18 protein-coding genes are annotated in these 20,799 nt (G+C 71.3%); 6 read left to right on the top strand and 12 right to left on the bottom strand.

Translation table 11 applies throughout. The annotated features are described in order from the left end of the window. The first annotated feature begins 82 nt into the window (after window positions 1–82). Window positions 83–646, top strand: a complete 564-nt coding sequence (locus tag ACZ7OH_RS08475) for a dihydrofolate reductase family protein (protein WP_470280256.1) — start codon at window positions 83–85, stop codon at window positions 644–646. Between the two features lie 39 nt (window positions 647–685). On the opposite strand, the gene ACZ7OH_RS08470 is transcribed toward ACZ7OH_RS08475, so the two are convergent. The 4 genes from ACZ7OH_RS08470 to ACZ7OH_RS08455 all read right to left on the bottom strand — a co-directional run bounded on the left by ACZ7OH_RS08470 (window position 686) and on the right by ACZ7OH_RS08455 (window position 6,141). Continuing rightward, on the bottom strand, window positions 686–1,363 hold the full coding sequence (locus tag ACZ7OH_RS08470; protein ID WP_470280255.1) for an Asp23/Gls24 family envelope stress response protein: 678 nt from the start codon (window positions 1,361–1,363) through the stop codon (window positions 686–688). Between the two features lie 240 nt (window positions 1,364–1,603). Next, window positions 1,604–2,716: an SGNH/GDSL hydrolase family protein gene (locus tag ACZ7OH_RS08465; protein ID WP_470280254.1), complete on the bottom strand. Its 1,113-nt coding sequence runs from the start codon at window positions 2,714–2,716 to the stop codon at window positions 1,604–1,606. 100 nt (window positions 2,717–2,816) lie between these two features. Continuing rightward, on the bottom strand, window positions 2,817–5,114 hold the full coding sequence (locus ACZ7OH_RS08460) for a beta-xylosidase/alpha-l-arabinosidase (protein WP_470280253.1): 2,298 nt from the start codon (window positions 5,112–5,114) through the stop codon (window positions 2,817–2,819). Window positions 5,115–5,148: 34 nt separating this feature from the next. Continuing rightward, a complete protein-coding gene (locus ACZ7OH_RS08455) occupies window positions 5,149–6,141 on the bottom strand; it encodes a LacI family DNA-binding transcriptional regulator (protein WP_470280252.1) in 993 nt (330 codons plus the stop codon). 151 nt (window positions 6,142–6,292) lie between these two features. Between ACZ7OH_RS08455 and ACZ7OH_RS08450 the strand changes: the two genes are divergently transcribed. Genes ACZ7OH_RS08450 through ACZ7OH_RS08435 form a run of 4 tightly spaced genes read left to right on the top strand, consistent with a single transcriptional unit; the run spans window position 6,293 to window position 12,416 of the window. Then, a complete protein-coding gene (locus tag ACZ7OH_RS08450) occupies window positions 6,293–7,588 on the top strand; it encodes an extracellular solute-binding protein (protein WP_470280251.1) in 1,296 nt (431 codons plus the stop codon). Beyond that, complete coding sequence (locus ACZ7OH_RS08445) at window positions 7,585–8,556, top strand: carbohydrate ABC transporter permease (protein WP_470280250.1); 972 nt, start codon at window positions 7,585–7,587, stop codon at window positions 8,554–8,556. Before ACZ7OH_RS08450 ends, ACZ7OH_RS08445 begins: the two co-directional genes overlap by 4 nt. Continuing rightward, a complete protein-coding gene (locus ACZ7OH_RS08440) occupies window positions 8,556–9,380 on the top strand; it encodes a carbohydrate ABC transporter permease (RefSeq protein WP_470280249.1) in 825 nt (274 codons plus the stop codon). Before ACZ7OH_RS08445 ends, ACZ7OH_RS08440 begins: the two co-directional genes overlap by 1 nt. 15 nt (window positions 9,381–9,395) lie before the next feature. After that, on the top strand, window positions 9,396–12,416 hold the full coding sequence (locus ACZ7OH_RS08435) for a glycosyl hydrolase 115 family protein (RefSeq protein WP_470280248.1): 3,021 nt from the start codon (window positions 9,396–9,398) through the stop codon (window positions 12,414–12,416). Between the two features lie 299 nt (window positions 12,417–12,715). Here the strand turns inward: ACZ7OH_RS08435 and ACZ7OH_RS08430 are convergent, their stop codons facing one another. Further along, the gene (locus tag ACZ7OH_RS08430; protein WP_470280247.1) at window positions 12,716–13,777 is read right to left on the bottom strand and encodes a LacI family DNA-binding transcriptional regulator; all 1,062 of its coding nucleotides are present in this window, start codon (window positions 13,775–13,777) and stop codon (window positions 12,716–12,718) included. Between the two features lie 70 nt (window positions 13,778–13,847). Between ACZ7OH_RS08430 and ACZ7OH_RS08425 the strand changes: the two genes are divergently transcribed. Beyond that, window positions 13,848–14,867, top strand: a complete 1,020-nt coding sequence (locus tag ACZ7OH_RS08425) for an endo-1,4-beta-xylanase (RefSeq protein ID WP_470280246.1) — start codon at window positions 13,848–13,850, stop codon at window positions 14,865–14,867. Here the strand turns inward: ACZ7OH_RS08425 and ACZ7OH_RS08420 are convergent. From ACZ7OH_RS08420 to ACZ7OH_RS08390, 7 genes are all read right to left on the bottom strand, one after another. Further along, a complete protein-coding gene (locus ACZ7OH_RS08420; RefSeq protein ID WP_470280245.1) occupies window positions 14,854–15,396 on the bottom strand; it encodes a polysaccharide deacetylase family protein in 543 nt (180 codons plus the stop codon). The two genes, ACZ7OH_RS08425 and ACZ7OH_RS08420, sit on opposite strands and share 14 nt — an antisense overlap. 56 nt (window positions 15,397–15,452) lie before the next feature. Beyond that, window positions 15,453–16,391 (bottom strand): acyl-CoA desaturase, encoded by a 939-nt coding sequence (locus ACZ7OH_RS08415; RefSeq protein ID WP_470280244.1) that lies wholly within the window; start codon window positions 16,389–16,391, stop codon window positions 15,453–15,455. Window positions 16,392–16,661: 270 nt separating this feature from the next. After that, complete coding sequence (locus ACZ7OH_RS08410) at window positions 16,662–16,865, bottom strand: cold-shock protein (protein WP_086680104.1); 204 nt, start codon at window positions 16,863–16,865, stop codon at window positions 16,662–16,664. A 101-nt stretch (window positions 16,866–16,966) separates the two neighbouring features. Beyond that, window positions 16,967–18,262, bottom strand: a complete 1,296-nt coding sequence (locus tag ACZ7OH_RS08405) for a class I SAM-dependent methyltransferase (RefSeq protein WP_470280243.1) — start codon at window positions 18,260–18,262, stop codon at window positions 16,967–16,969. Further along, the gene (locus ACZ7OH_RS08400; protein ID WP_400906528.1) at window positions 18,244–19,626 is read right to left on the bottom strand and encodes an FAD-binding oxidoreductase; all 1,383 of its coding nucleotides are present in this window, start codon (window positions 19,624–19,626) and stop codon (window positions 18,244–18,246) included. The genes ACZ7OH_RS08405 and ACZ7OH_RS08400 overlap by 19 nt, the downstream gene beginning before the upstream one ends. 85 nt (window positions 19,627–19,711) lie before the next feature. Continuing rightward, complete coding sequence (locus tag ACZ7OH_RS08395; RefSeq protein ID WP_470280242.1) at window positions 19,712–20,245, bottom strand: hypothetical protein; 534 nt, start codon at window positions 20,243–20,245, stop codon at window positions 19,712–19,714. Continuing rightward, window positions 20,242–20,664 carry a DUF6292 family protein gene (locus tag ACZ7OH_RS08390; RefSeq protein WP_470280241.1) on the bottom strand — a complete coding sequence of 141 codons (423 nt, stop codon included), beginning with the start codon at window positions 20,662–20,664 and terminating at the stop codon, window positions 20,242–20,244. The genes ACZ7OH_RS08395 and ACZ7OH_RS08390 overlap by 4 nt, the downstream gene beginning before the upstream one ends. Between the last annotated feature and the right edge of the window lie 135 nt (window positions 20,665–20,799).

The following is a 20,799-nucleotide window of genomic DNA, read 5'->3' as shown; positions in this document are numbered from 1 at the left end:
CGAGTATGTGCTGCCCAGCCTGTCGATCCGGCCGCACGTCGTTCGACGTACCGGTGTAGCCCACTTCAGGAGGGAGTCCGCGATGACCGGACCGATCAGGCTCTACATGACCACGTCGCTCGATGGTTTCGTGACCGGGCCGGATGACCGGCCGGGGCAGGAGATGGGGCGCGGGGGTTTTCGGTTGTTCGACTGGCTGGATGACCGGCACGGCGACGGGCCGAGCGCGCAGGTCGTCGCCGAGGCTACGGCTACCGGGGCGGTGATCTCCGGGCGGCGGACCTTCGAACTGGCCGGCCGCTGGGGTGGCGACCACCACGACGGTGTCCCGATCCACGTGCTGACCCACCACGTCGACCCGTCCGACACACCGCCCGGGTGCGCGCGGTTCTACACGGATGTGGTGGCGTGCGCGGAAGAAGCGCGCTCGGCGGCGGGCGGCCGCGCCGTCCTGGTGCACGGCGCCGGTGCCGCGCAGGCGTTGCTGAAGGCGGGTCTGCTGGACGAGATCGAGCTGCACGTCGTCCCGGTGCTGCTCGGCGGCGGCCGCCGGTTGTTCGGGGAGGGCTCGCCGGTCGAGCTGGAGCTCGTGCGGCAGCTCACCGATCGCGACGTCCTCCACCTGCGCTACACCGTGCGCCGCTGAGCGGTGCCCGGTCCCGGGTGTCCGGGACCGGGCGGTGCGTCAGCCGGCTTCGGGGAAGTGGATGTCGGCCACGTGGACGTCCACCGACGCGACCTCGAGGCCGAGGTACTCCTCGACCGCTTCGACCACCTGGACGCGGATCTGCTCCGCGAGGGTCTTGACCGCGCGGCCGAACTCGACGACCAGGGTGACGGCGATCGTCGCGACCTCGCCGTCCACCTCCACCGACGTGCCCGCCTCGTCGAGTTCGTGCACACCCTCCGCCGCGCGGGCGACCCGGATGACGATCTTGCTGACCACGCCGTCGGCCACCGTCGTGCTGCCGCGGCTGCCCGCCGCGGGCCGCGCGGCTTCTTCGGTCGCGTCCGCGACGGCGACCGGCGCTTCCGCTTCTTCCTCGACGACGACCGGCGCTTCGGCCTCGTCCGAAACCGCTTCCTCGGTGTCCTGCTCGGGCTCCGCGGCTTCTTCGGTCTCCTCGGCGCTGTCCTCTTCGGAGACAGCGTCCTCGTCATCCTCGGCTTCGGCGGCGTCGTCCTCGACCTCGACCTCGGCGGTGTCCTCGGCCGGCTCGGAGGTCTCGGGCTCCGTCGCGTCGGCGTCCGCGGTCTCCACGGCGTCCACGGTGTCCGCGGCGGTGGTGCCGTACTCGTAGCTCTCTGAACTGGGCGTTTCGTTCTGGGCGCGACCGAAGATGCTGTTGATGACGTCGGACATGATTTCCCCTTTTCGGGATCGTCGACTGCGGATGGGGGACGAGCAGACGGCGACATGATAGGGGCACGCTCGTGATCCACGTCACCGGGACCCGAGCTTCGAGACTCGCTTGTGTCCCAACGGATACCCCGTTGACTGGACCACTGATCACCCTGCGTCAGGCCGGGTTCGCCGGTCCGTGATCGCGGCCCGGGAATGGCGTCCAGGAATTGTCCACTTTCCCCATCCTGGACAATTCCTTCACCCCGTCCGGAATAGACCGAGCGGAATGCTGGAACCGAGGGCCCGGTACCCCGCCGGGTTGAGGTGCAGGTGGTCGCCGACGTCGTAGGCGGGCAGCAGGCGGGTCGGCACCGCCGGGTCGCGGGCCACTCGGTCGAAGTCCAGGACCGCGTCGAAATGGCCGCGGATCCACGCGTTCACCGTGCTCCGTGCCGCTTCTCGTTCCGGCGAGTCGTAGCCCGTGTTGCCGCCGAACGGCGTCAATGTCGCGCCGTACACCTGGATCCCCGCCGCGTGGGCGCGCGTCAGGATCTGGTCGTACGCGTCGATCAGGTCCGAAGCCGTAGAAGCGGCCGCGTCGGGGGTGGCCGTGCCGATGTCGTTGACGCCTTCGAAGACGATCGCCCACGACACGCCGCTCGTCGCCAGCAAGTCGCGGTCCAGGCGGGCCAGGACGTTCGGGCCCAAGCCGTCCTGCAGCACGCGGTTGCCGCCCGCGGCCTGGTTCACCACGGCAGCCGGGGTCCGTGAAGCCAGCACGTCCGGCCAGCGGTCGTTGCCGTTGGTCGTCGAGCCGCGGCCGTCCGACAGCGAGTCCCCGATCACCGCCACCGCCGACGCCGGGGACAGCACCTCGATGCCGCTCAGGAAGTACCAGTGGTCGACGGGCGTCGCGCCCGGGAGGTCGGGCGCGGCCACCTGGTCGCCCGCCATCAGGTAGGACGTCGTGCGGGAGCCCGGGTGCGAAGTGATCGACAGGGACGCCTGGCCGTGCGCCAGGTACATCGTCACCGCGATGTTCTCGAACGGGCGCACCGGGAACGGCAGCGGATCGGACACCACCTGCGCGCCCATCGGCACCGTCGTCGACGGCTTGCCGTGGAACGTCACCGGGACGACGCTGCCCAGGACCACCGCGGAAACCCCGGCGGCGCCGGAAACCGGCCGGGCCACCGAAACCGCGGTGAGCGGCAGCGCGGAACCGCCGAAGGCGTTCGAAAACCGCAGCCGGATCCGCGGTCCGCCGACGGAAACGTGCGCCGTCTGCCGCAGGGAAGCGTTGTCCAGCACCCGGTCGGTGCCCGTGAACGGCGCCGGCGGCATGTTCGACGGCTCCGTCAGCTGCGGCATCGACGTCCAGGTCGCCACCCAGTGCGACGCCGGGGGTGGCCCGACGCCCCCACGAACAGCGCGGTCAGGACCGCGAGGCAGAGCACGGCGAGCGTGCGCTTCACGACCCGAACTCCGGCGTCATCACCCGCTCGGCCCCCACGTAACGCCGGTCGCCGGTGAGCGTGCAGTGCAGGGTCGCGACGATCCGGTCGCTCGACGTCCCCACCCGCAGCTCGACGTCGCCCGGCTCGACCAGGCGACGGCCCGCCCGGCCGGTGTAGGACGTCAGGTCCGCGTGCAGCCCGATGTCCACCACCACCGTCGCCCCCGGCTCGACCGCGACCCGGCGGGCCGCGATCAGCTGGCGCTCGGGCCGGGCGACCTCCGCGACCGGGTCGTGCAGGTACACCTGGACCACCTCGGACGACGTCCGCGCGTGGTCGTTGCGCAGGGTCACCCGCACCCGGCACACGCCGTCGGTCGGCCACAGCGAGCCCGTCGCGCTCACGTCGGTCCAGGTCACCGGCGTGTAGGAAAGCCCGTGCCCGAACGGGAACAACGGCGTGGGGTCGACCGTGCTCACCTCGCTGCGGCGAGCGAGCGGCGCGGCGAGGTACGTCGACGGCTGGCTCGCGCCGGCCGCCGGGAAGCTCACCGGCAGCCGCCCGGACGGGTTGATCCGTCCACTGAGGACACCGGCCAGCGCCGGGCCGCCTTCCTCGCCGGGGTAGAACCCGCAGACGACCGCGGCCAGCCGGTCGATCTGCTGCGAAAGCTCGTACGGCCGTCCCGACAGCAGCACCACCACGACCGGTTTCCCCGTGGCGAGCAAGGCTTCCAGGAGCTCCTCCTGGCGCCCCGGCAGCCGAAGGTCGGCGGCGTCGCAGCCCTCGCCGGACGTCCCGCCGCCGAACAACCCGGCCAGGTCGCCCAGCACCGCCACGCACACGGACGCGGAAGCGCACGCCGCCACGGCCTCGGCGATCCCGTCGTCGTCACCACCGGTGACCGGGCAGCCCAGCGCGTAGGTCACCTCGAAGGACTCCTGCAGCGCCTCGACGACCGTCGGCACCGAGACGCCGAACGGGACGTCCGGGTGGTGGACGCCGACGTGCAGCGGGAAGGAGTAGCAACCGAGCATCGCACCGGGCGCGTCGGCACGCGGCCCCACCACGGCGATCGACGCGCCGGGGGAGAGCGGCAGCGTCCCGTCGTTGTGCAGCAGCACAATGGACTTCTCGGCCACCTCGCGGGCGATCGATCGCGACGCGGCGTCGTCGAGGTCGATCTCCTCGGGCACTTCGGGCGCCCAGTCCGCGTCGAGCAGCCCCAGTTCGCACTTCTGGCGCAGCACGCGCTCGAGGGCGCGGTCGACGGCGGCGGCGTCGACCGCGCCCCCTTCCACCGCGGCGAGCAGCGGCTCGCCGTAGCAGTCCATGGTGGGCAGTTCCACGTCGATGCCGGCGGTCAGCGCCTGCCCGGCCGCGTCGGCCCGGTCGGCCGCGACGCCGTGCAGCCGGTGCAGGAACGCCACGCCGAAGTAGTCGGCGACGACCGTGCCGGTGAAGCCGTAGGTGTCCCGCAGCAGGCCCGTCAGCAGCGTCGTGTCGGCGGCGGCCGGCACGCCGTCGGTGTCGTTGTAGGCGCTCATCACCGACCTGGCGCCGGCGCGCAGCGCCAGCTCGAAGGGCGGGAGCAGGACGTCCGCGACCTCCCGCGGGCCGGCCGAAACCGGGGCGAGGTTGCGCCCGGCGCGCGAAGCCGAGTAGCCGACGAAGTGCTTGAGCGTGGCGATCACGCCGGCCGATTCGAGCCCGGCGACGTACGCGCTGCCGATCGCGCCGACCAGGTACGGGTCTTCGCCGATGGTCTCCTCGACCCGGCCCCAGCGCAGGTCGCGGGCGACGTCGAGGACCGGCGCCAGTCCCTGGTGCACGCCAAGCCCGCGCATCGTCGCCCCGATGCGCGCGGCCATCCGGCGCACCAGGTCCGGGTCGAAGGTCGCGCCCCACGACAGCGGGGCCGGGTAGATCGTCGCCTGCCACGCGGCCAGCCCGGTGAGGCATTCCTCGTGCACGACGGCGGGGATGCCGAACCGGTTGCTCGAAACGATCTGCCGCTGCGTGCGCGCGAGGCTGCGCGCGCCGATCACCGGGTCGACCGGCCGGGTCCCGAAGACGCGGGTCAGCTGCCCGATGCCGTGGCGGACCAGGTCGTCGAAGTCGACCGCCGGGTCGTCGAAGTCGTGCTGGTGCGGCGCCACCTCGCCGCCGGAGTCGATGCCGACCCAGATGCCGTAGAGCTGGCCGAGCTTTTCGCGCAGGGTCATCCGGTCCAGCAGGGCGCGGACTCGCTCGCTCGCGTCGGCCGCGGGGTCACGCCACGGCTCGGGAGCCGTGGTGGGCTGCGTGGTCAAGGCTTTTCCGCCCTTCGTCGGGTGGGAGAGGAGATCAGGAGAGGGCCCGGGTCGAGCTGCGCACCACCAGGCCGGTGTCGAGGGTGACGTGCGTGCGCCCGACCTCGTCGCCGTTGATCAGCGCGATGAGCATGCTGATCGCCCGGTGGCCCATCTCGCGGATCGGCTGGTCCACTGTGGTCAGTGGCGGGCTGCAGAGCGCGGACTCGGGGACGTTGTCGAAGCCGACCACGGACAGGTCTTCGGGCACCGAAAGACCCAGCTCGCGGGCCGCGCCGACGGTCGCGATGGCGGAGATGTCGTTCGCGGCGAACACCGCCGTCGGGCGGTCCGGGCCGGTGAGCAGGTCGTGGGCCGAGGCGGCGGAGACTTCCGGGTCGTACGCGCCGATCCGGATCAGGCTCTCGTCGGCCGGCACGCCCGCGGCTTCCAGGGCACGCAGGTAACCCGCCTTGCGCAGCGACGCCGATTCGAGGTCCGGCCGGCCGGAGAGGAACGCGATCCGCCGGTGGCCCAGGTCCAGGAGGTGCTCGGTGGCCAGCTGCGCGCCGCGCAGGTTGTCGGAGTCGATCGTGGGCAGGTGCGACGGCCCGGTGTGCGGGTCGACCGCGACGACCGGCGTGCCGGGGACGGCCTCGAGCGAAACCGCCGGCGTCACCAGCACGGCACCGTCGACGAGGGTGCCGGAAAGCCGGGACAGGTACCGCTTTTCCCAGCCCTGCGGGTCACCGGTGCGCCCGCCCGCGGAGTAGACGACGAGCTCGAACCCGCTGCCGCGGATGGCGTCCGCGGCCCCCTTGAGCAGCTCGGTGGAGAACGGTTCGAGGTCGGCGACCAGGATCCCGATCACGTTGGTCCGGTGGTTTCTCAGGCTCTGCGCCACGAGGCTCGCCTCGTAGCCGAGTTCTTCGATCACCGCGCGGACCTTCGCGAGCGTCGCGGCGGAGACGCCGTAGCGCTCGTTGATCACTTTGGACACCGTGGCCACCGAGACGCCGGCCCGGGCCGCGACGTCACGGATGGTCACCCTGGAACTGGGCTGCATCGGCTCAGACTAACCATGGAAAACGTTATCGACAACGATTGACATCCGATTTACCCGGGAGCAGACTCTTCGCCAACCCGGGCGCAGTCGCGCCCCGTCCAACTCGGCCGAAGTCGTCAGGAGTGGACCCACGATGTCTGTCAAACGCCGGATCCCCGTTCTCGCCGCCCTGGCGGCCGTCGTCCCGCTCGCGCTTTCGGCGTGCAGCGGCGGGACCGAAACGCCCGCGCAGCCGAGCGGTCCGGTCACCCTCACCTGGTGGCACAACGGCACGACCGACCCGATCAAGTCGATCTGGGAGAAGGTCGTCACCGACTACCACCAAGCGCACCCAGACGTCACGATCAAGGCGCAGCCGCTGCAGAACGAGGACTTCCCCACCAAGGTCCCGCTCGCGCTGCAGGGGGCCGAGCCGCCGGACGTCTACCAGTCCTGGGGCGCCGGTGACCTGGCTTCGCAGATCACCTCGGGCAAGGTCGCCGACATCACCGACGCCACGAAGTCGTGGATCACGCAGACCACCGGCAAGTTCGGCGAGAACTGGCAAGTCGACGGCAAGCAGTACGGCGTGCCGTTCGAACAGCACTTCGTCGGCTTCTGGTACCGCAAGGACCTCTTCCAGCAGGCGGGGATCACCACCCCGCCGAAGACGATGGACGAGCTGAACGCCGCCGTCACGCAGCTGAAGGCCAAGAACATCGCGCCGATCTCCGTCGGCGGCAAGGACCGCTGGCCGGACGCCTTCTACTTCAACTACTTCGCCATCCGCGAATGCTCGGTCGACACGCTCAAGCAGTCGGTGAAGGCGGTCAAGCTCGAAGACCCGTGCTGGACCAAGGCCGGGCAGGACCTGAAGAGCTTCCTGGCCACGCAGCCCTTCCAGACCGGCTTCGCCGGCACGCCGGCCCAACAGGGTGCGGGCAGCTCCGCCGGCCTCGTCGCCAACGGCAAGGCCGCGATGGAACTGCAGGGCGACTGGGAACCCGGCACGATGTCGGCGCTGACCGAGGACAAGCAGCTGGACTCGAAGGTCGGCTGGTTCCCGTTCCCGTCCGTGGCGGGCGGTCAGGGCGATCCGGCGGCCGTGCTCGGCGGCGGCGACGGTTTCGCCTGCACCACCCGCGCGTCGAAGGCGTGCGCGGACTTCCTGCAGTACCTGGGAAGCGAGCCGGTGCAGACGCAGCTCGCCGCGCAGGGGGCCGGCCTGCCCGTCAACACCGTGGCCGCGAAGTCGCTGAAGACCGACACGCTGCGGGCCGTCTACGACTACGGCACGAAGTCGCCGTACCTGCAGATGTACTTCGACCGGGCGTTCCCGACCGCGGTCGGCGCCGCGCTGAACGACGCGGTGGCCAACATGTTCGCCGGGCAGGGCACCCCCGAAGGCATCGTGACGGCCGTCAACCAGGCCGCGGCGGGCAACAAGTGACCACGGCGACGACCCCGGTGCGGACGGCGCGGCAGCCGTCCGCACCGGCGGTCCGCGCCCGCAAGAAACGTCCGAGCCTGCGCAAACGGCTCGAGCTGGCGCTCCTGCTCGGGCCCGCCCTGCTGCTGTTCGCGGGGTTCGTCCTGGTGCCGATCGGGATCGCCGCGTTCTACAGCCTGTTCAAGTGGAACGGCTTCGGCCCGCTCGACGACTTCATCGGCTTAAACAACTACGCCGACGCCTTCAGCGGGTCGGTGTTCCAGAGCGCCATCGTGCATAACCTGATCATCGCGGGGCTGTCGATCGTGGTGCAGCTGCCGCTGTCGATCGGGCTGGCGATGCTGCTCAACCGGAAGCTGAAGGGCCGGGCGGTGCTGCGCGCGCTGGTGTTCGCGCCGTACGTGCTTTCGGAGGCGATCACCGCGGTGATCTGGGTGCTGATGCTGCAGCCCAACGGGTTCGCCGACCAGGTGCTCAAGGGCGCCGGGCTCGGCGGCCTGATCCACAACTGGCTGGCCGACCCGGGCATCGTGCTCTACACGCTGTTCGCGGTGATCACCTGGAAGTACATCGGCTTCGGCATCATCCTGCTGCTGGCCGGTCTGCAAGGCGTGCCGGCCGAGCTGCGCGAAGCCGCCGCGCTCGACGGCGCTTCGGCCTGGCAGACCACCCGGCACGTCGTGCTCCCGCTGCTCGGGCCGACCATCCGGATCTGGGTCTTCCTGTCGGTCATCGGCTCGCTCCAGCTGTTCGACGTCGTCTGGATCATGACGCTCGGCGGCCCGGCGAACGCGTCGACGACGATGGCGACCTACCTGGTCGACCACGGCTTCAAGCGCTACGAATTCGGGTTCGGCTCCGCGGTGGCGGTGATCCTGTTCGTCATCTGCTTCGTGTTCGCCCTGCTGTACCAGCGCTTCGCGCTCCGCCGCGACACCCAGGGCGCGCTGACGAGGATGGTGGGCTGATGCGGTCACGCCGGTTGGGCCTGTCGGCGGGCTACCTCGCGGCGATCGTCGTGCTCGGGGTGACCGTCGTGCCGCTGCTGTTCGTCGTGCTCGGCGGGTTCCGCAGCAACGCCCAGATCAACAACGACCCGGCCGGGCTGCCCGGCCCGTGGATCACGGACAACTACGCCTCGGTCCTCGGCTCGAGCGCGTTCTGGACGTTCCTCGGTAACAGCGCGCTGGTCGCCGTGATCGCGACCGGGGTCGCCGTCGGCCTGGGCTCGATGGCCGGGTACGCGCTGTCGCGGTACCAGTTCAAGGGCCGGGAAGGCTTATACACGCTGTTCACCCTCGGCCTGCTCTTCCCGCTGACCGTGGCGACGCTGCCGCTGTACCTGTGGCTGCGCCAGCTGGGCATGCTCGAGAGCTTCTGGGGCGTGGCGATCCCGGAGGCGGCGTTCTCGCTGCCGGTGACGATCGTGATCCTCCGCCCGTTCATGCACGCCATCCCCGGCGAGCTCGAAGACGCCGCGGTGCTCGACGGCGCGAGCCGGCTGGGGTTTTTCTGGCGCATCCTGCTGCCGCTGTCGACGCCGGCGCTGACCACGGTCGCCGTGCTCGCCTTCGTCACCAGCTGGAACGCCTACCTGTTGCCCCTGCTCGTGTTCAACGACTCCGCGCACTTCACGCTCCCGCTCGGCGTCGCCACGTTCCAGTCCCAGTACTCGCAGGACACCGCCCGGGTGCTCGCGTTCACCGCGCTGTCGATGATCCCGGCACTCGCGTTCTTCGTGCTCGCCGAACGGCGCATCGTCGGCGGGCTGACCGGATCCGTGAAGGGCTGACTCAGGAGGTCTCCCGTGCCGTCCGAGGTCCACCGTCGTGCCTTCTTGCAGTTGCTCGCGCTGGCCGGAGCCGGCTCGGCGGTCCTGCCCGGGCTGGCCGAAGCCGGATCCGGATTTCCGATGGTGTCGCGGGGAAAGGCCGCGACGATCGTCGTGAGCTCCGGGGACGAGCCGGGGGTGCGGCGAGTCGTGGGAGACCTCGCCGCCGACGTCGAACGCGTCACGGGCGTCCGGCCCGCGGTCGCGTTCGACGTCGCTCCCGCGGACGGGCCGGTCGTGCTCGTGGGCACCCTCGGCCACAGCCCCCTGGTCGACTCGCTGGTCGCCGCCGGCCGTCTGGACGTCCGGGGGATCGCCGGCAAGTGGGAGACGTCGCTGAGCCAGGTGGTCGACGGCCGGCTCGTGCTCACCGGCAGCGACCAGCGGGGCGTCATCTACGGCGTCTACGAGATCTCACGGCGCATCGGCGTCTCGCCGTGGTACTGGTGGGCCGACGTCCCGCCCGCCCGGACCCCGGAGCTGCACCTGCCGGGGGAGCGGTTCAGCCTGGGGACGCCGCACGTGAAGTACCGCGGGTTCTTCATCAACGACGAGAACCCGGCGCTCGGCACCTGGGCCCCGGCGTTCTTCGGGCCGGGGAAGGCGCCGGGCTTCCCGAACGGCTTCAACCACCTCTTCTTCGCCAAGATCTTCGAGACGATGCTGCGGCTGCGGGCCAACTACCTGTGGCCGGCGGTCTGGGGCCGCGCGTTCGCCGAGGACGACCCGCTCAACCACGCCACGGCCAAGGAGTACGGCGTCGTGATGGGCACCTCGCACGAGGCGCCGATGATGCGCGGCATCGAGGAGTGGAACCGGCACGCGGTCCCCGCGGTCCGCGACTCCTCGGGGACGATCGTGACGCCGGGCCACGACCCGTACGGCGGCACGGGGGAGTGGAGCTTCCGCCGCAACGGCGACGCCATCAAGGCCTACTGGACCGACGGCATCCGCCGGATGGCCCGCGAGGAGTTCGAGGGCGTCGTCACCCTCGGCATGCGCGGCAACGGCGACGTCAGCCTGCCCGACGGCGACGGCATCGAGCTGATGCGGGAGATCATCGCGGCGGAGCGGGACATCCTCGCGCGCGAGCTGAGCACCGACGTCCCGCAGGTGTGGACGCTGTACAAGGAGGTCCAGCGGTACTGGGCCCAGGGGCTCCGCCCGCCCGACGACGTCATCGTCGTGTTCACCGACGACAACTGGGGCAACATCCGCAAGCACCCGGACCTCTCGCTGCCGCCGCACCCCGGCGGGTACGGGCTGTACTACCACTTCGACTACGTCGGCGGCGGCCGCAACTACAAGTGGGTCGACACCGCGCTGCTGGCGAACACGTGGGAGCAGCTGCACCAAGCCACCTCGTACGGGAACGACCGGCTGTGGGTCGCCAACGTCGGCGACATGAAGGGCAACGAGCTGCCGTTGCAGTTCTTCCTCGACTACGCGTGGGATCCCGCTGCGTGGCCCGTCGAACGACTGTCCACATGGGAGCGTACGTTCGCCGCGGAGAACTTCGGTTCCGCCTTGGCGTCGGACATCGCGTCGGTGCTGCACGACTACGGGCGGCTGCAGTCGCGTCGCAAGTCGGAGCTGCTGAACCGGCGGATCACGGTGGACGGCGCCGGGGTGATCACCTACGACGACCGGATGACGCCGTTCAGCTTGGTCGACTACCGGGAGCTGGACCGCGTCACCGAGGAGTGGCAGGACCTCGCGGCGCGGACGACCCGGATCTCCGCGCGGGTGCCCGCTCCCCACCGGGACGCGTTCTACGAACTGGTGGGCTACGAGGTCACGGCGACGGCGAACCTCTACGCGTTGCGACGCGCCGAGTTCACGAATCTGCTGTACGCGGCACAGGGACGTGCCTCGGCGAACGGCCTGGCCGCCGTCACCGAGGCCCGGTTCGCCGACGACCTCGCGCTCGCGGAGAAGTACAACACCGGCATCGCGGGCGGCAAGTGGAAGGGGTTCCAGACCCAGCCGCACATCGACTACGGCGACGTCGCCCGCTACGGCCCGAACGCGCCGTGGCAGCAGCCGGAGCTGAACAACGTCGCGCTGCCGGACGTCATCTTCCCGGCGGTGCGGCGGCTCGACCTGCCCACGGCCGCGTCGCTGGGCGTCGCCGTCGACGGGTCCGCCGAGGCGTGGCCGGGCGCCGCGGGACGTCCGGTGCTTCCGGAGTTCAGCCCGTTCCAGAGCGCGCCGGCGCAGTACATCGACGTCTTCAACCGCGGGCGGACGCCGTTCCGGTGCGATGTCTCCGTCGACGGGGTGCCGTGGGTCCGGGTCGAGCCGCGCGGCGGCCGGGTGGAGGAGGAGCTGCGGATGACCGTGCGGATCGACTGGAGCCGGGCGCCGAAGGGCACCACGACGGTGCCGATCACGGTCTCGGGCGCGGGGCAGTCGGTGGTGGTCGACGCGGTCGTGCGGCACGAGGACCTGCCGGCGCCGTGGCGGCGCGGGTTCGTCGAGGCGGGCGGGTACGCGTCGATGGAAGCCGCGCACTGCAGCGCGAACGTCGCGGCCGGGCCGGTCGCGTGGCGGGCGGTCCCGGACCTGGGGATGACCCCGTTCCCGGTCACAGCGGCGAGCCGGGCGGCGGGGGCGGGGCCGCGGCTGGAGTACCGGATGACGCTGGTGACGGCGGGGCCGGTGACGGTGTGGGCGTACCTTTCGCCGCGCAGCAACGTGTTGCCGGGGGACGGTCTGCGCTACGCGGTCTCGTTCGACGACGCCGAACCGCAGCTCGTGAACATCACGAAGGCCACGGGCGCGGACGACATGACCATGAACCGCCAGTGGGAGCGGACGACGTCGGACAACGTGAACCTGACGTCGACCCGGCACGAGGTGGCTGCGGCGGGACCGCACGTGCTGAAGGTGTGGATGGTGGACCCGGCGGTGGTGGTCCGCAAGCTGGTGATCGACACCGGTGGCCTGCGGCCGAGCTACCTGGGGCCACCGGAAAGCCTGCGGTGGCCGGGATGAGCGGGGCGGCTGGGATGGCCCGAGTGCGCGGGGCCGGTGCCGGAGTTCGTGGGGCGGCCAGCGTGGCCCGAGTGTGTGGGGCTGGTGCCGGAGTTCGCGGGGCGAGCCGGCGCCGCTCGGGGCCGGGCTGGCTCGAAGGCCCGCAGCGCGGCCACCCGCCGGGGGCGCCCCCCGTTTTCCACTCTACCGGTGGGCACCGACAATTCCGGCGCCCGGAAGTCCGCGGGCGCCCGGACTTCGCGAGGCGCCGGCGCCCGGAAGTCCGTCAACGACCGCCGGGCCCGCGCCGCGCCGGCTGCTCAAGCCCGGCCGACCGTCAGCACCTGGTGCGCCGGTGCCGCCGTGCTCTGCCGGACCACCAGGCTCGTCGCCAGCTCCAGCCGGTGGCTCTCCGGGTGCGTTCCCCGCGCCAGGGAGATCGCCAGGCGGGCGCCGGCCGCCGCCATCTCCTGCAGGGGCTGGCGGATCGTCGTCAGCTCCGGGGTCAGCCAGCGGGCCACCGGCAGGTCGTCGAAACCGACCACGCTCAGGTCGTCCGGGATGCGCAGCCCCGCGTCGCGCGCTGCCTCGTACACCCCCAGGGCCTGCAGGTCGCTGCCCGCGAACACCGCCGTCGGGCGGTCGGGGAGGGTCAGCAATGACGCCAGCTCCCGGTACCCCGACCGGACGTGGAAGTCGCCTCGGCGGACCAGCGCCGGGTCGAACGCCAGCCCGGCCGTCTCCAACGCCGTTCGGTAGCCGTCGATCCGAGCCCGGCTGCACAGCACCCCGTCCGGACCCCCGATCATCGCGATCCGCCGGTGCCCCAGCTCCACCAGGTGCCGGGTCGCGGTCAGGCCGCCCTGCCAGTTCGTGGCCCCGATCGAGGGCGTCTCCGGCCCCGGCGCGCCGGCCGGGTCGACCACGACCAGCGGGATGTCGCGGGCCCGCAGCTTCGCCAGCTGCCCGCCGGTGAAGTCGGAGCACACCGAAACGATGCCGACCGGCCGCCGCGCGAGCACGCTTTCCAGCCAGCTCTGGCCGGGCGTGTGCCGGCCCGACGATTCCGCCAGCACGACCGCCATTCCGTTTTCGCGGGCGACGTACTCGACCCCGCGGATGATTTCCAGCGCCCACGTGCTTTCGAGTTCGTGGAACATCAGTTCCAGCAACCGGGAACGGCGGGACCGTTCGTCGGCCCGGCGGCGGTAACCGTATTTCTCGATGACGGCTTCCACTCGCGCACGGGTGCTTTCGGCGACGTCGGGACGGCCGTTGAGCACTTTCGAAACGGTCGGGACGGAAACCCCGGTTTCGGCCGCGATCCGGGCGATGGTGACCCGGGACGGGAGGGGCTCGGGATCGTCGGACTTCGTTGTCATGGAGGAGATTCTAGGTCATCGAAACCCGGTTTGACATACCTCGAAACTTTCGGAGAACGAAGGGAAAGCCATGACGAAAAGAATTCCGATTAAACGCGCGCTGATGACGGCCGCGATCGTCGCGGGCATTGCCGTGTGGCAGGCGCCCGCGGCTTCGGCGTCGGTTCCGCTGAAAAACATCACCCACAAGTACGTCGGCAGTGCCGTGGCGGCCGCGTACCTGGCGAACGAACCCGACTACCGGGCCGTGCTCACCCGTGAATTCGACAACGTGACGCCCGAGAACGAGATGAAATGGGGGACCGTCGAAGCCGTTCGCGGGCAGTACGACTGGTCGGGCGCCGACGCGATCGTCCGGTACGCGCAGGCGACCCACAAGACCGTCCGCGGCCACACGCTGGTCTGGCACTCCCAGCTGCCGGACTGGGTCGCCGCGCTGCCCGCCGACGAGCTGCGCCGCGTCCTGCACGACCACATCACCACGGAAGTCAAGCGGTACAAGGGGAAGATCCGCGCCTGGGACGTCGTCAACGAGATCTTCAACGAGGACGGCACGCGCCGCGACACCGTCTTCCGGCAGAAGCTCGGCGACGGCTTCGTCGCGGACGTCTTCCGCTGGGCGCACGCGGCCGACCCGTCGGCGACGCTCTACATCAACGACTACAACATCGAAGGGATCAACCCGAAGAGCGACGCGGTGTACGACCTCGTGAAGACGCTCCGGCGGCAGGGCGTCCCGATCGGCGGCGTCGGGGTCCAGGCGCACCTGTCGATCCAGTACGGCTTCCCGGACCAGTACCGCGAGAACCTGACGCGCCTGACGAAGCTCGGCGTGGACGTCGCGGTCACCGAGGCCGACGTCCGGATCCCGACCCCGCCCGACGCGGCGAAGCTGGACACGCAGGCGAGTTACTTCGACCGGCTCTGGGACGGCTGCCAGGCGGTCCGGCGCTGCGTCGAGTTCACGACGTGGGGCTTCACCGACCGGCATTCGTGGGTGCCGGCCGTCTTCCCCGGCGAAGGGGCGGCCTGCCTGTTCGACGAGAACCTGCGGCCGAAGCCGGCGTACCTGCGGATCAACCCCTGGTGAGTCCCGGCCGCAGGCCGCGGGTGGCGAGCGCCGCCCGGATCCGCGGCACCGCCGCCACGGTGGCCGGGCGGCCTTCGTGCAGCAGCACGACGCCGCCCGGCTCGACGCGGTCCGCCGCCGCGACGATCTCGTCCGCGCAGGCGCCGGCCCAGTCGCGGGTGTCGACGGTCCACAGGACCTCGGTCAGCCCGTGGCCGGCGGCGGTCCGCGCCACCGAGGGATCCGTGTCGCCGTAGGGCGGCCGGAACAGCACCGGGCGCACCCCGGTCAGCGAAACCAGGAGGTCCTGCGTCCGCCGGACCTCCTGGTCGCGGGCCTCGGCGCTCAACCCGGTCAGGTGCGGGTGCGTCCACGTGTGGTTGCCGATCACGTGGCCGGCGGCCGCGATGTCCCGGACCAGCGCCGGGTGCTCGGCGGCGTGCTCGCCCCACAGGAAGAACGTGGCCCGCACGCCGTCGAGCGCGGCCAGCAGCGCCGGCGTCGTCGAGGGGTACGGGCCGTCGTCGAAGGTCAGCGCCACCGCGTCCATCGGGCCAAGGTCGCCCGGCACGGCCCGCGGGGGCAAGGACTTTCGGCGGGCTTTCGTCAGCGGGCCAGCGCGGCCAGGCGCTTGGGGGTGGGCCAGCGGACGTTCCACGCCCAGCCCAGCTTCTCGAACGCCCAGATCACCCGCGCGGAGATGTCGATCTGGCCGCGCAGCACGCCGTGGCGGGCCGACGTCGGGTCCGCGTGGTGGGTGTTGTGCCAGGACTCGCCCATCGACAGGATCGCCAGCGGCCAGAAGTTCGCCGACCGGTCGCGGCTGGCGAACGGGCGCTCGCCGATCATGTGGCAGACCGAGTTCACCGACCACGTCACGTGGTGCTGGAACGAGATCCGGGCCAGGCCGGCCCAGAGGAACGCGGTCAGCGCGCCCCACCACGACAGCGTGATCAGGCCGCCGAGCAGCGGCGGGAGCAGCAGGCTCAGCACGACCCACAGCGGGAAGAGCCGGTCGACGACGCGCATGTCGCGGTCGGCCGCCAGGTCGGGGGCGAAGCGGTCGACGTTGGTCTTGTCCCGGCCGAAGAGCCAGCCCATGTGGGCGTGCCAGAAGCCGCGGGCCAGCGCGACCGGGGACGTGCCGAACAGCCACGGCGAGTGCGGGTCGCCGTCGCGGTCGGAGAAGGCGTGGTGGCGGCGGTGGTCGGCGACCCAGCCGATCACCGGGCCCTGCGCGGCGAGACCGCCGGCGATGGCCAGCGCGATCCGCAGCGCCCGCTTCGCGCGGAACGCGCCGTGGGTGAAGTACCGGTGGTAGCCGACGGTGATGCCGAGGGTCGACACCACGAAGAACGCTCCGCCGATGGTGAGGTCGAGCCAGCTGACGCCCCAGCCCCAGAACACCGGGACGGCCGCGGCGAGCGCGAGGAACGGGACCAGCAGGAACGTCCGGATGGTGATCAGCTCGGCCACCGTCTGGCGGCCGGAGAGCACGGGTTTCGGAGCCGGACGGGTGGGTCTCACCGGTGCGGAAGTCGTCATGGATTCTCGTTTCGAAGTCTTCGCCGCGCGGGGCGCGGACGGCCGGGGGTGAACACCGGGCGGTCAGCGGTCAATCAGAGGGCCGGGCGCGTCGCCGCTCCTGCCGGCGATCGGCCCTGAAGCCGGAGGCGAGAGTGTGGCCGGCCGGACGCCGGCGTACTGAGGTGCTCTCGACTCCCCAAGGTTACCCGATCGTTGTGAACGCGCAGTGTGGGCGCGCACGAGAAAGGCCCCCGCCCCGGGGGGCGAGGGCCTTCGGTGCCTCGTGGCTCAGATGACGCTGACGCGCTGGGCCTGCGGGCCCTTCTGGCCCTGGCCGATTTCGAACTCCACGCGCTGGCCCTCATCGAGGGACTTGAAGCCGGTGCCCTGGATCTCGGAGTAGTGGACGAACACGTCCGGGCCCCCGCCATCCTGGGCGATGAAGCCGAAGCCCTTTTCGCCGTTGAACCACTTGACACTGCCCTGAGCCATACCAATACCTACTCTTTGTAGTGAGCCTGGACGCCCCGTTCGGACGCCCGGTCTCGCGACCATTATCCCATCACCGCCCCCGCCCGGCCAAGCCCCGGTGGTCAAACTCCCCAATCGGGGCGCAGCGGCATGCCCATCCCGCCCTCGCGGTCGGTCCGCACCCCGAGGATCTGGTGCAGTTCGATCTCGCGGCGTTCGAAGGCCAGCCGGCAAGCTGCCAGGTAGAGCGCCCACACGCGGCTGCGCCCGGCACCGGCCTCGGAGACGGCTTCGTCCCAGTGTTCGTCGAGGTTGGCGCACCAGCCGGCCAGGGTCAGCGCGTAGTGCTCGCGGAGGTTCTCCGAGTGGCGGACCTCCAGCCCGGCGTCGTGCATGGCCGTCATGAGCTCGCCGGGGGCCTCGAGCTCGCCGTCCGGGAAGACGTACCGGTCGATGAACCCGCGCGACCGGTGGGCGACGCTCGAGTCCGGGTTGGTGATGCAGTGGTTGAGCAGCCGGCCGTGCGGCTTGAGCTTCTCCGCGAGGAACCGGAAGTAGCCCGGCACGTTGCGGGCGCCGATGTGCTCGGTGAGGCCGATCGAGGAGATCGCGTCGAACCCCGTCTCGGTGACGTCCCGGTAGTCGAGGTGGCGGATCTCGGCGCGGTCGGCCAGCCCGAGGGCGACGATGTTCTTCTGCGCCCACTGCGCCTGTTCCCGCGACAGGGTGACCCCGAGCGCCTCGACGCCGTAGTGCCGGACGGCGTGGGCGACCATGCCGCCCCAGCCGCAGCCGACGTCGAGCAGCTTCATGCCGGGCTGGAGGCCGAGCTTGCGGCAGACCAGGTCGAACTTGTGGTACTGCGCCTCCTCCAGCGTGGCGTCGGCTTCCGGGAAGACCGCGCAGGTGTAGGCCATCGACGGGCCGAGCACCAGCTCGTAGAACCGGTTGGACACGTCGTAGTGGCTGGCGATGGCCTCGCTGTCGCGGCCCTTCGAGTGCCGCAGCGCGGTCAGCCCGCGCCGGAACCGGCTCGGGTGCTCCTCGGCGGGCGGCTTGACCACGCGCAGGTGGCGCGGGCCGAGCTTGCGCAGCAGCCACAGCCGGTCGGCCGGGCTGAGCTGGTCGACCTGGGCCGCCAGCGCGTGCAGCGCCGTGTAGAGGTCGCCGGTGACGTCGAGCGCGCCCGCGACGTACGCGCGGGCGAGGCCGAGGTCACCGGGGGAGGACATCAGGTAGTCCAGGGCCAGCGGCGAGCGGACCTGGATCGCGACCGGCGCGTCGGCCGGACCGCTGCTGCTGCCGTCGTAGGCGGTGATCGACACGGTGGCGCGGGGGCCGAGCAGGCGCTCGAAGACCTCGCCGACCGGGATGCTTGCCTGGGTCACGTTCGTTCCTTTCACCGGCGGCGGACGCATTTCTCGTAGAGGCCGAGCAGCCGCCCGGCCGGGTCGTAGGTCCGCTTGAGGTCCCGGTAGGTGTCGCCGTTGTAGAGCCGCCAGAACTCGTCCTCGGCGTAGAAGCTGTCCGAGTAGAGCGACTTGTGGCCGCCCAGCCGGGTGACCTCGGCTTCGATCATCCGGTTGTGCACGCCGTCGCGCTCGCCGGGGTCGAGCGGGACGGCCGACCAGAACCCGAAGTTGACGTACAGCGCTTCGGGGTCCAGCTCGTAGAGCGGCCAGCGCACGCCGCCGGGGCGCTGGCGCAGGGGGCAGATCCAGACCGGGCTGATCGGGATCTCCCGTTCGAAGAACTCGAGGAACTCCGCGGCCCGGCCGACGGGCACCTCGATGTCCTGCACGATCGTCTCCTCCGGCGGGAGGCGCCGCAGCTTGAGCAGCCGCTGGGCGATCTTGAACCGGCGGTCGAGCGCCACGGCCTTCCAGTACACCGAGGAGCGCAGGAACCGGCGGCCGAGCAGCAGCCGCGGCAGCCGGTGCTGGACGCCGAACGCGCGCGAGCACCAGAACCAGTCGGTGTCCCAGCGCCAGAGGTAGTCGCGGACGGTGAGGTGGTCGGTTTCGCGGCGCTGGATCGAGCGGTAGTAGATGTCCAGCCAGGTGTAGTCGCTGGTCGCCGGCGCGGTGTCGGTGAAGCTCGCCAGGGTCAGGTAGAGCTCGTCCGGGCCGAAGACCGTGCCGTCGACGAAGTCGTGCTCGCCGCTGTCGCAGGCTTCGGTGAGGGCGCGGAAGTAGGTGTCCCGGTCGTGGTACCGGACGTGCCGGAGCTCGACGAACGGCTTGACCGGTTCGAGCAGGATCTTCAGGCGCAGCGCGTAGCCGAGGGTGCCGTAGGAGTTGGGGAAGCCGCGGAAGAGGTCCCGGTGCTCGTTGTCCGGCGTGGCGACGACGATCCGGCCGTCCCCGGTGAGCACTTCGAGCTCGAGCACGGACTCGTGCGGCATGCCGTTGCGGAACGACGAGGACTCGATGCCGAGGCCGGTGACCGCGCCGCCGAGGGTGATGGTCTTCAGCTGCGGGACGACCAGCGGCATCAGGCCGTGCGGCAGGGTGGCGTCGACGAGCTGTTCGTAGGTGACCATCCCTTCGACGTCGGCGGTGCGGGTTTCGGGGTCGACGCGCAGCACGTGGGTGAAGCCGGAGACGTCCAGTCCGGGGTGCTTCGCGGCGGCCCGGGAGCGGAAGAGGTTGGAAGTCCGCTTCGCGAGCCGGACGGTCGCTTCGCCGGCGATGGCGGTGAGCTGCCGCCGCAGCGCGTCGACGCGGGCTTCGTGTTCGGGGAACGGCGGGGCTTGGGGCACCCCGGCCTGATCGATGGTCACGCTTCGATCCTGCCTCACGCCGACGGCGGGCGCACCGTGCCTCCCGGGCGAGGTCTCCCGGCGCGTCCCGGCTGGTGGGAACGAGTCAGGCGACGGCGTGCAGCGTGGTGTCCGCCTGGAGGAGTTCTGCCGCTTCGGCCAGGAACGCGTCGATCTTCCGCAGCCGGTCGGCGGTCCGGCGTTCGACGGCCGCCAGGTGCTCGGCGCGGCGCCGGGCGTAATCGACTTCGCCGGCCGCGCGGACCCGGGCGTCCTCGAGCCTGCGGGCCGCCGTTTCCTCGGCTTCGCGGACGATCGCGGCGGCTCGTTGCCGGGCCGCGGCGACGACGCCGTCCGCTTCGGCGTGGGCCAGTTCGAGCAGGTGCCGGACGCGGTCCCCGACGGCGGCCGGATCGGCGGGGGTCCGGCACAGGCGGTCGGCGCGGGCCCGCAACGCGGCGTTGTCGGAGCGGGCCTGTTCGAGCCGCCGCGCGAGGTTCTCCGCTTCGGCGATCGCGGCGTCGCGGTCGGCCGTGAGCAGGCGGATCTCGGTGAGCAGCTCGTCGATCCGCTCGTCGACCTGGTCCCGGTCGTAGCCGCGCAGGGTGAGGGCGAAGCTCTCGGGCAGGGGGAGCGTCATGACCGGCGCAGGAGGTCGGCGAGCCCGGCGTCGTCCGCGGACCGCAGCCCGACGGGGTCGGGGCGGCCGACGGTGTGGTCGTCCTCGTGCAGCGCGGTGACGAACCGCGCGACCCGCCGCGGCGCCGGGGCCACCGTCGGCCCGCCCAGGTAGCGCAGGACGATCAGGTCTTCGCCGGAGTGCGTCTCGACCGCCGCCGCCCAGCCGCGTTCCTCGTCCCAGAGGAGCGCGACGTCGCGGTCGGGGTAGTGCGGCAGCCGCGTGTCGAGGGCGACGTACGCCGACAGCGGCGTGTCGTGGTCGAGGGTGCACGACTCGAGGCCGATCCCGAGCTCGGCGGTGACTTCGCGCAGGTAGTCGAGCAGCGCCGGGACGGCGGGGTGCTGGTAACCGGTCGGCAGGGCGATCGATGCGGTCACGGGGGGACGGAACCTTTCTCGGTGGTGTGCTGGTACCACCGTTCTAACATGTCATCGAAACGATGACAAGATGGATGTCGCCGGATTGACGACATACGATCGTCGGGGGTTGATCGGGGCGGTGGCGGGTATCCG

Source organism: Amycolatopsis sp. NPDC114478, assembly GCF_055633805.1.
Note: the sequence above shows the minus strand (reverse complement) of the source record. Positions and strands in the feature narration are given on the sequence as shown.

Bases quoted from the DNA above. Each gene is read 5' to 3' on its own strand.
- ACZ7OH_RS08440 (WP_470280249.1), top strand. From the start codon at position 8,556: ATGCGGTCACGCCGGTTGGGCCTGTCGGCGGGCTACCTCGCGGCGATC.
- ACZ7OH_RS08410 (WP_086680104.1), bottom strand. From the start codon at position 16,865: ATGGCTCAGGGCAGTGTCAAGTGGTTCAACGGCGAAAAGGGCTTCGGC.
- ACZ7OH_RS08470 (WP_470280255.1), bottom strand. From the start codon at position 1,363: ATGTCCGACGTCATCAACAGCATCTTCGGTCGCGCCCAGAACGAAACG.
- ACZ7OH_RS08415 (WP_470280244.1), bottom strand. From the start codon at position 16,391: ATGACGACTTCCGCACCGGTGAGACCCACCCGTCCGGCTCCGAAACCC.
- ACZ7OH_RS08425 (WP_470280246.1), top strand. From the start codon at position 13,848: ATGACGAAAAGAATTCCGATTAAACGCGCGCTGATGACGGCCGCGATC.
- ACZ7OH_RS08420 (WP_470280245.1), bottom strand. From the start codon at position 15,396: ATGGACGCGGTGGCGCTGACCTTCGACGACGGCCCGTACCCCTCGACG.
- ACZ7OH_RS08450 (WP_470280251.1), top strand. From the start codon at position 6,293: ATGTCTGTCAAACGCCGGATCCCCGTTCTCGCCGCCCTGGCGGCCGTC.
- ACZ7OH_RS08475 (WP_470280256.1), top strand. From the start codon at position 83: ATGACCGGACCGATCAGGCTCTACATGACCACGTCGCTCGATGGTTTC.
- ACZ7OH_RS08430 (WP_470280247.1), bottom strand. From the start codon at position 13,777: ATGACAACGAAGTCCGACGATCCCGAGCCCCTCCCGTCCCGGGTCACC.
- ACZ7OH_RS08405 (WP_470280243.1), bottom strand. From the start codon at position 18,262: ATGCGTCCGCCGCCGGTGAAAGGAACGAACGTGACCCAGGCAAGCATC.
- ACZ7OH_RS08395 (WP_470280242.1), bottom strand. From the start codon at position 20,245: ATGACGCTCCCCCTGCCCGAGAGCTTCGCCCTCACCCTGCGCGGCTAC.
- ACZ7OH_RS08465 (WP_470280254.1), bottom strand. From the start codon at position 2,716: ATGCCGCAGCTGACGGAGCCGTCGAACATGCCGCCGGCGCCGTTCACG.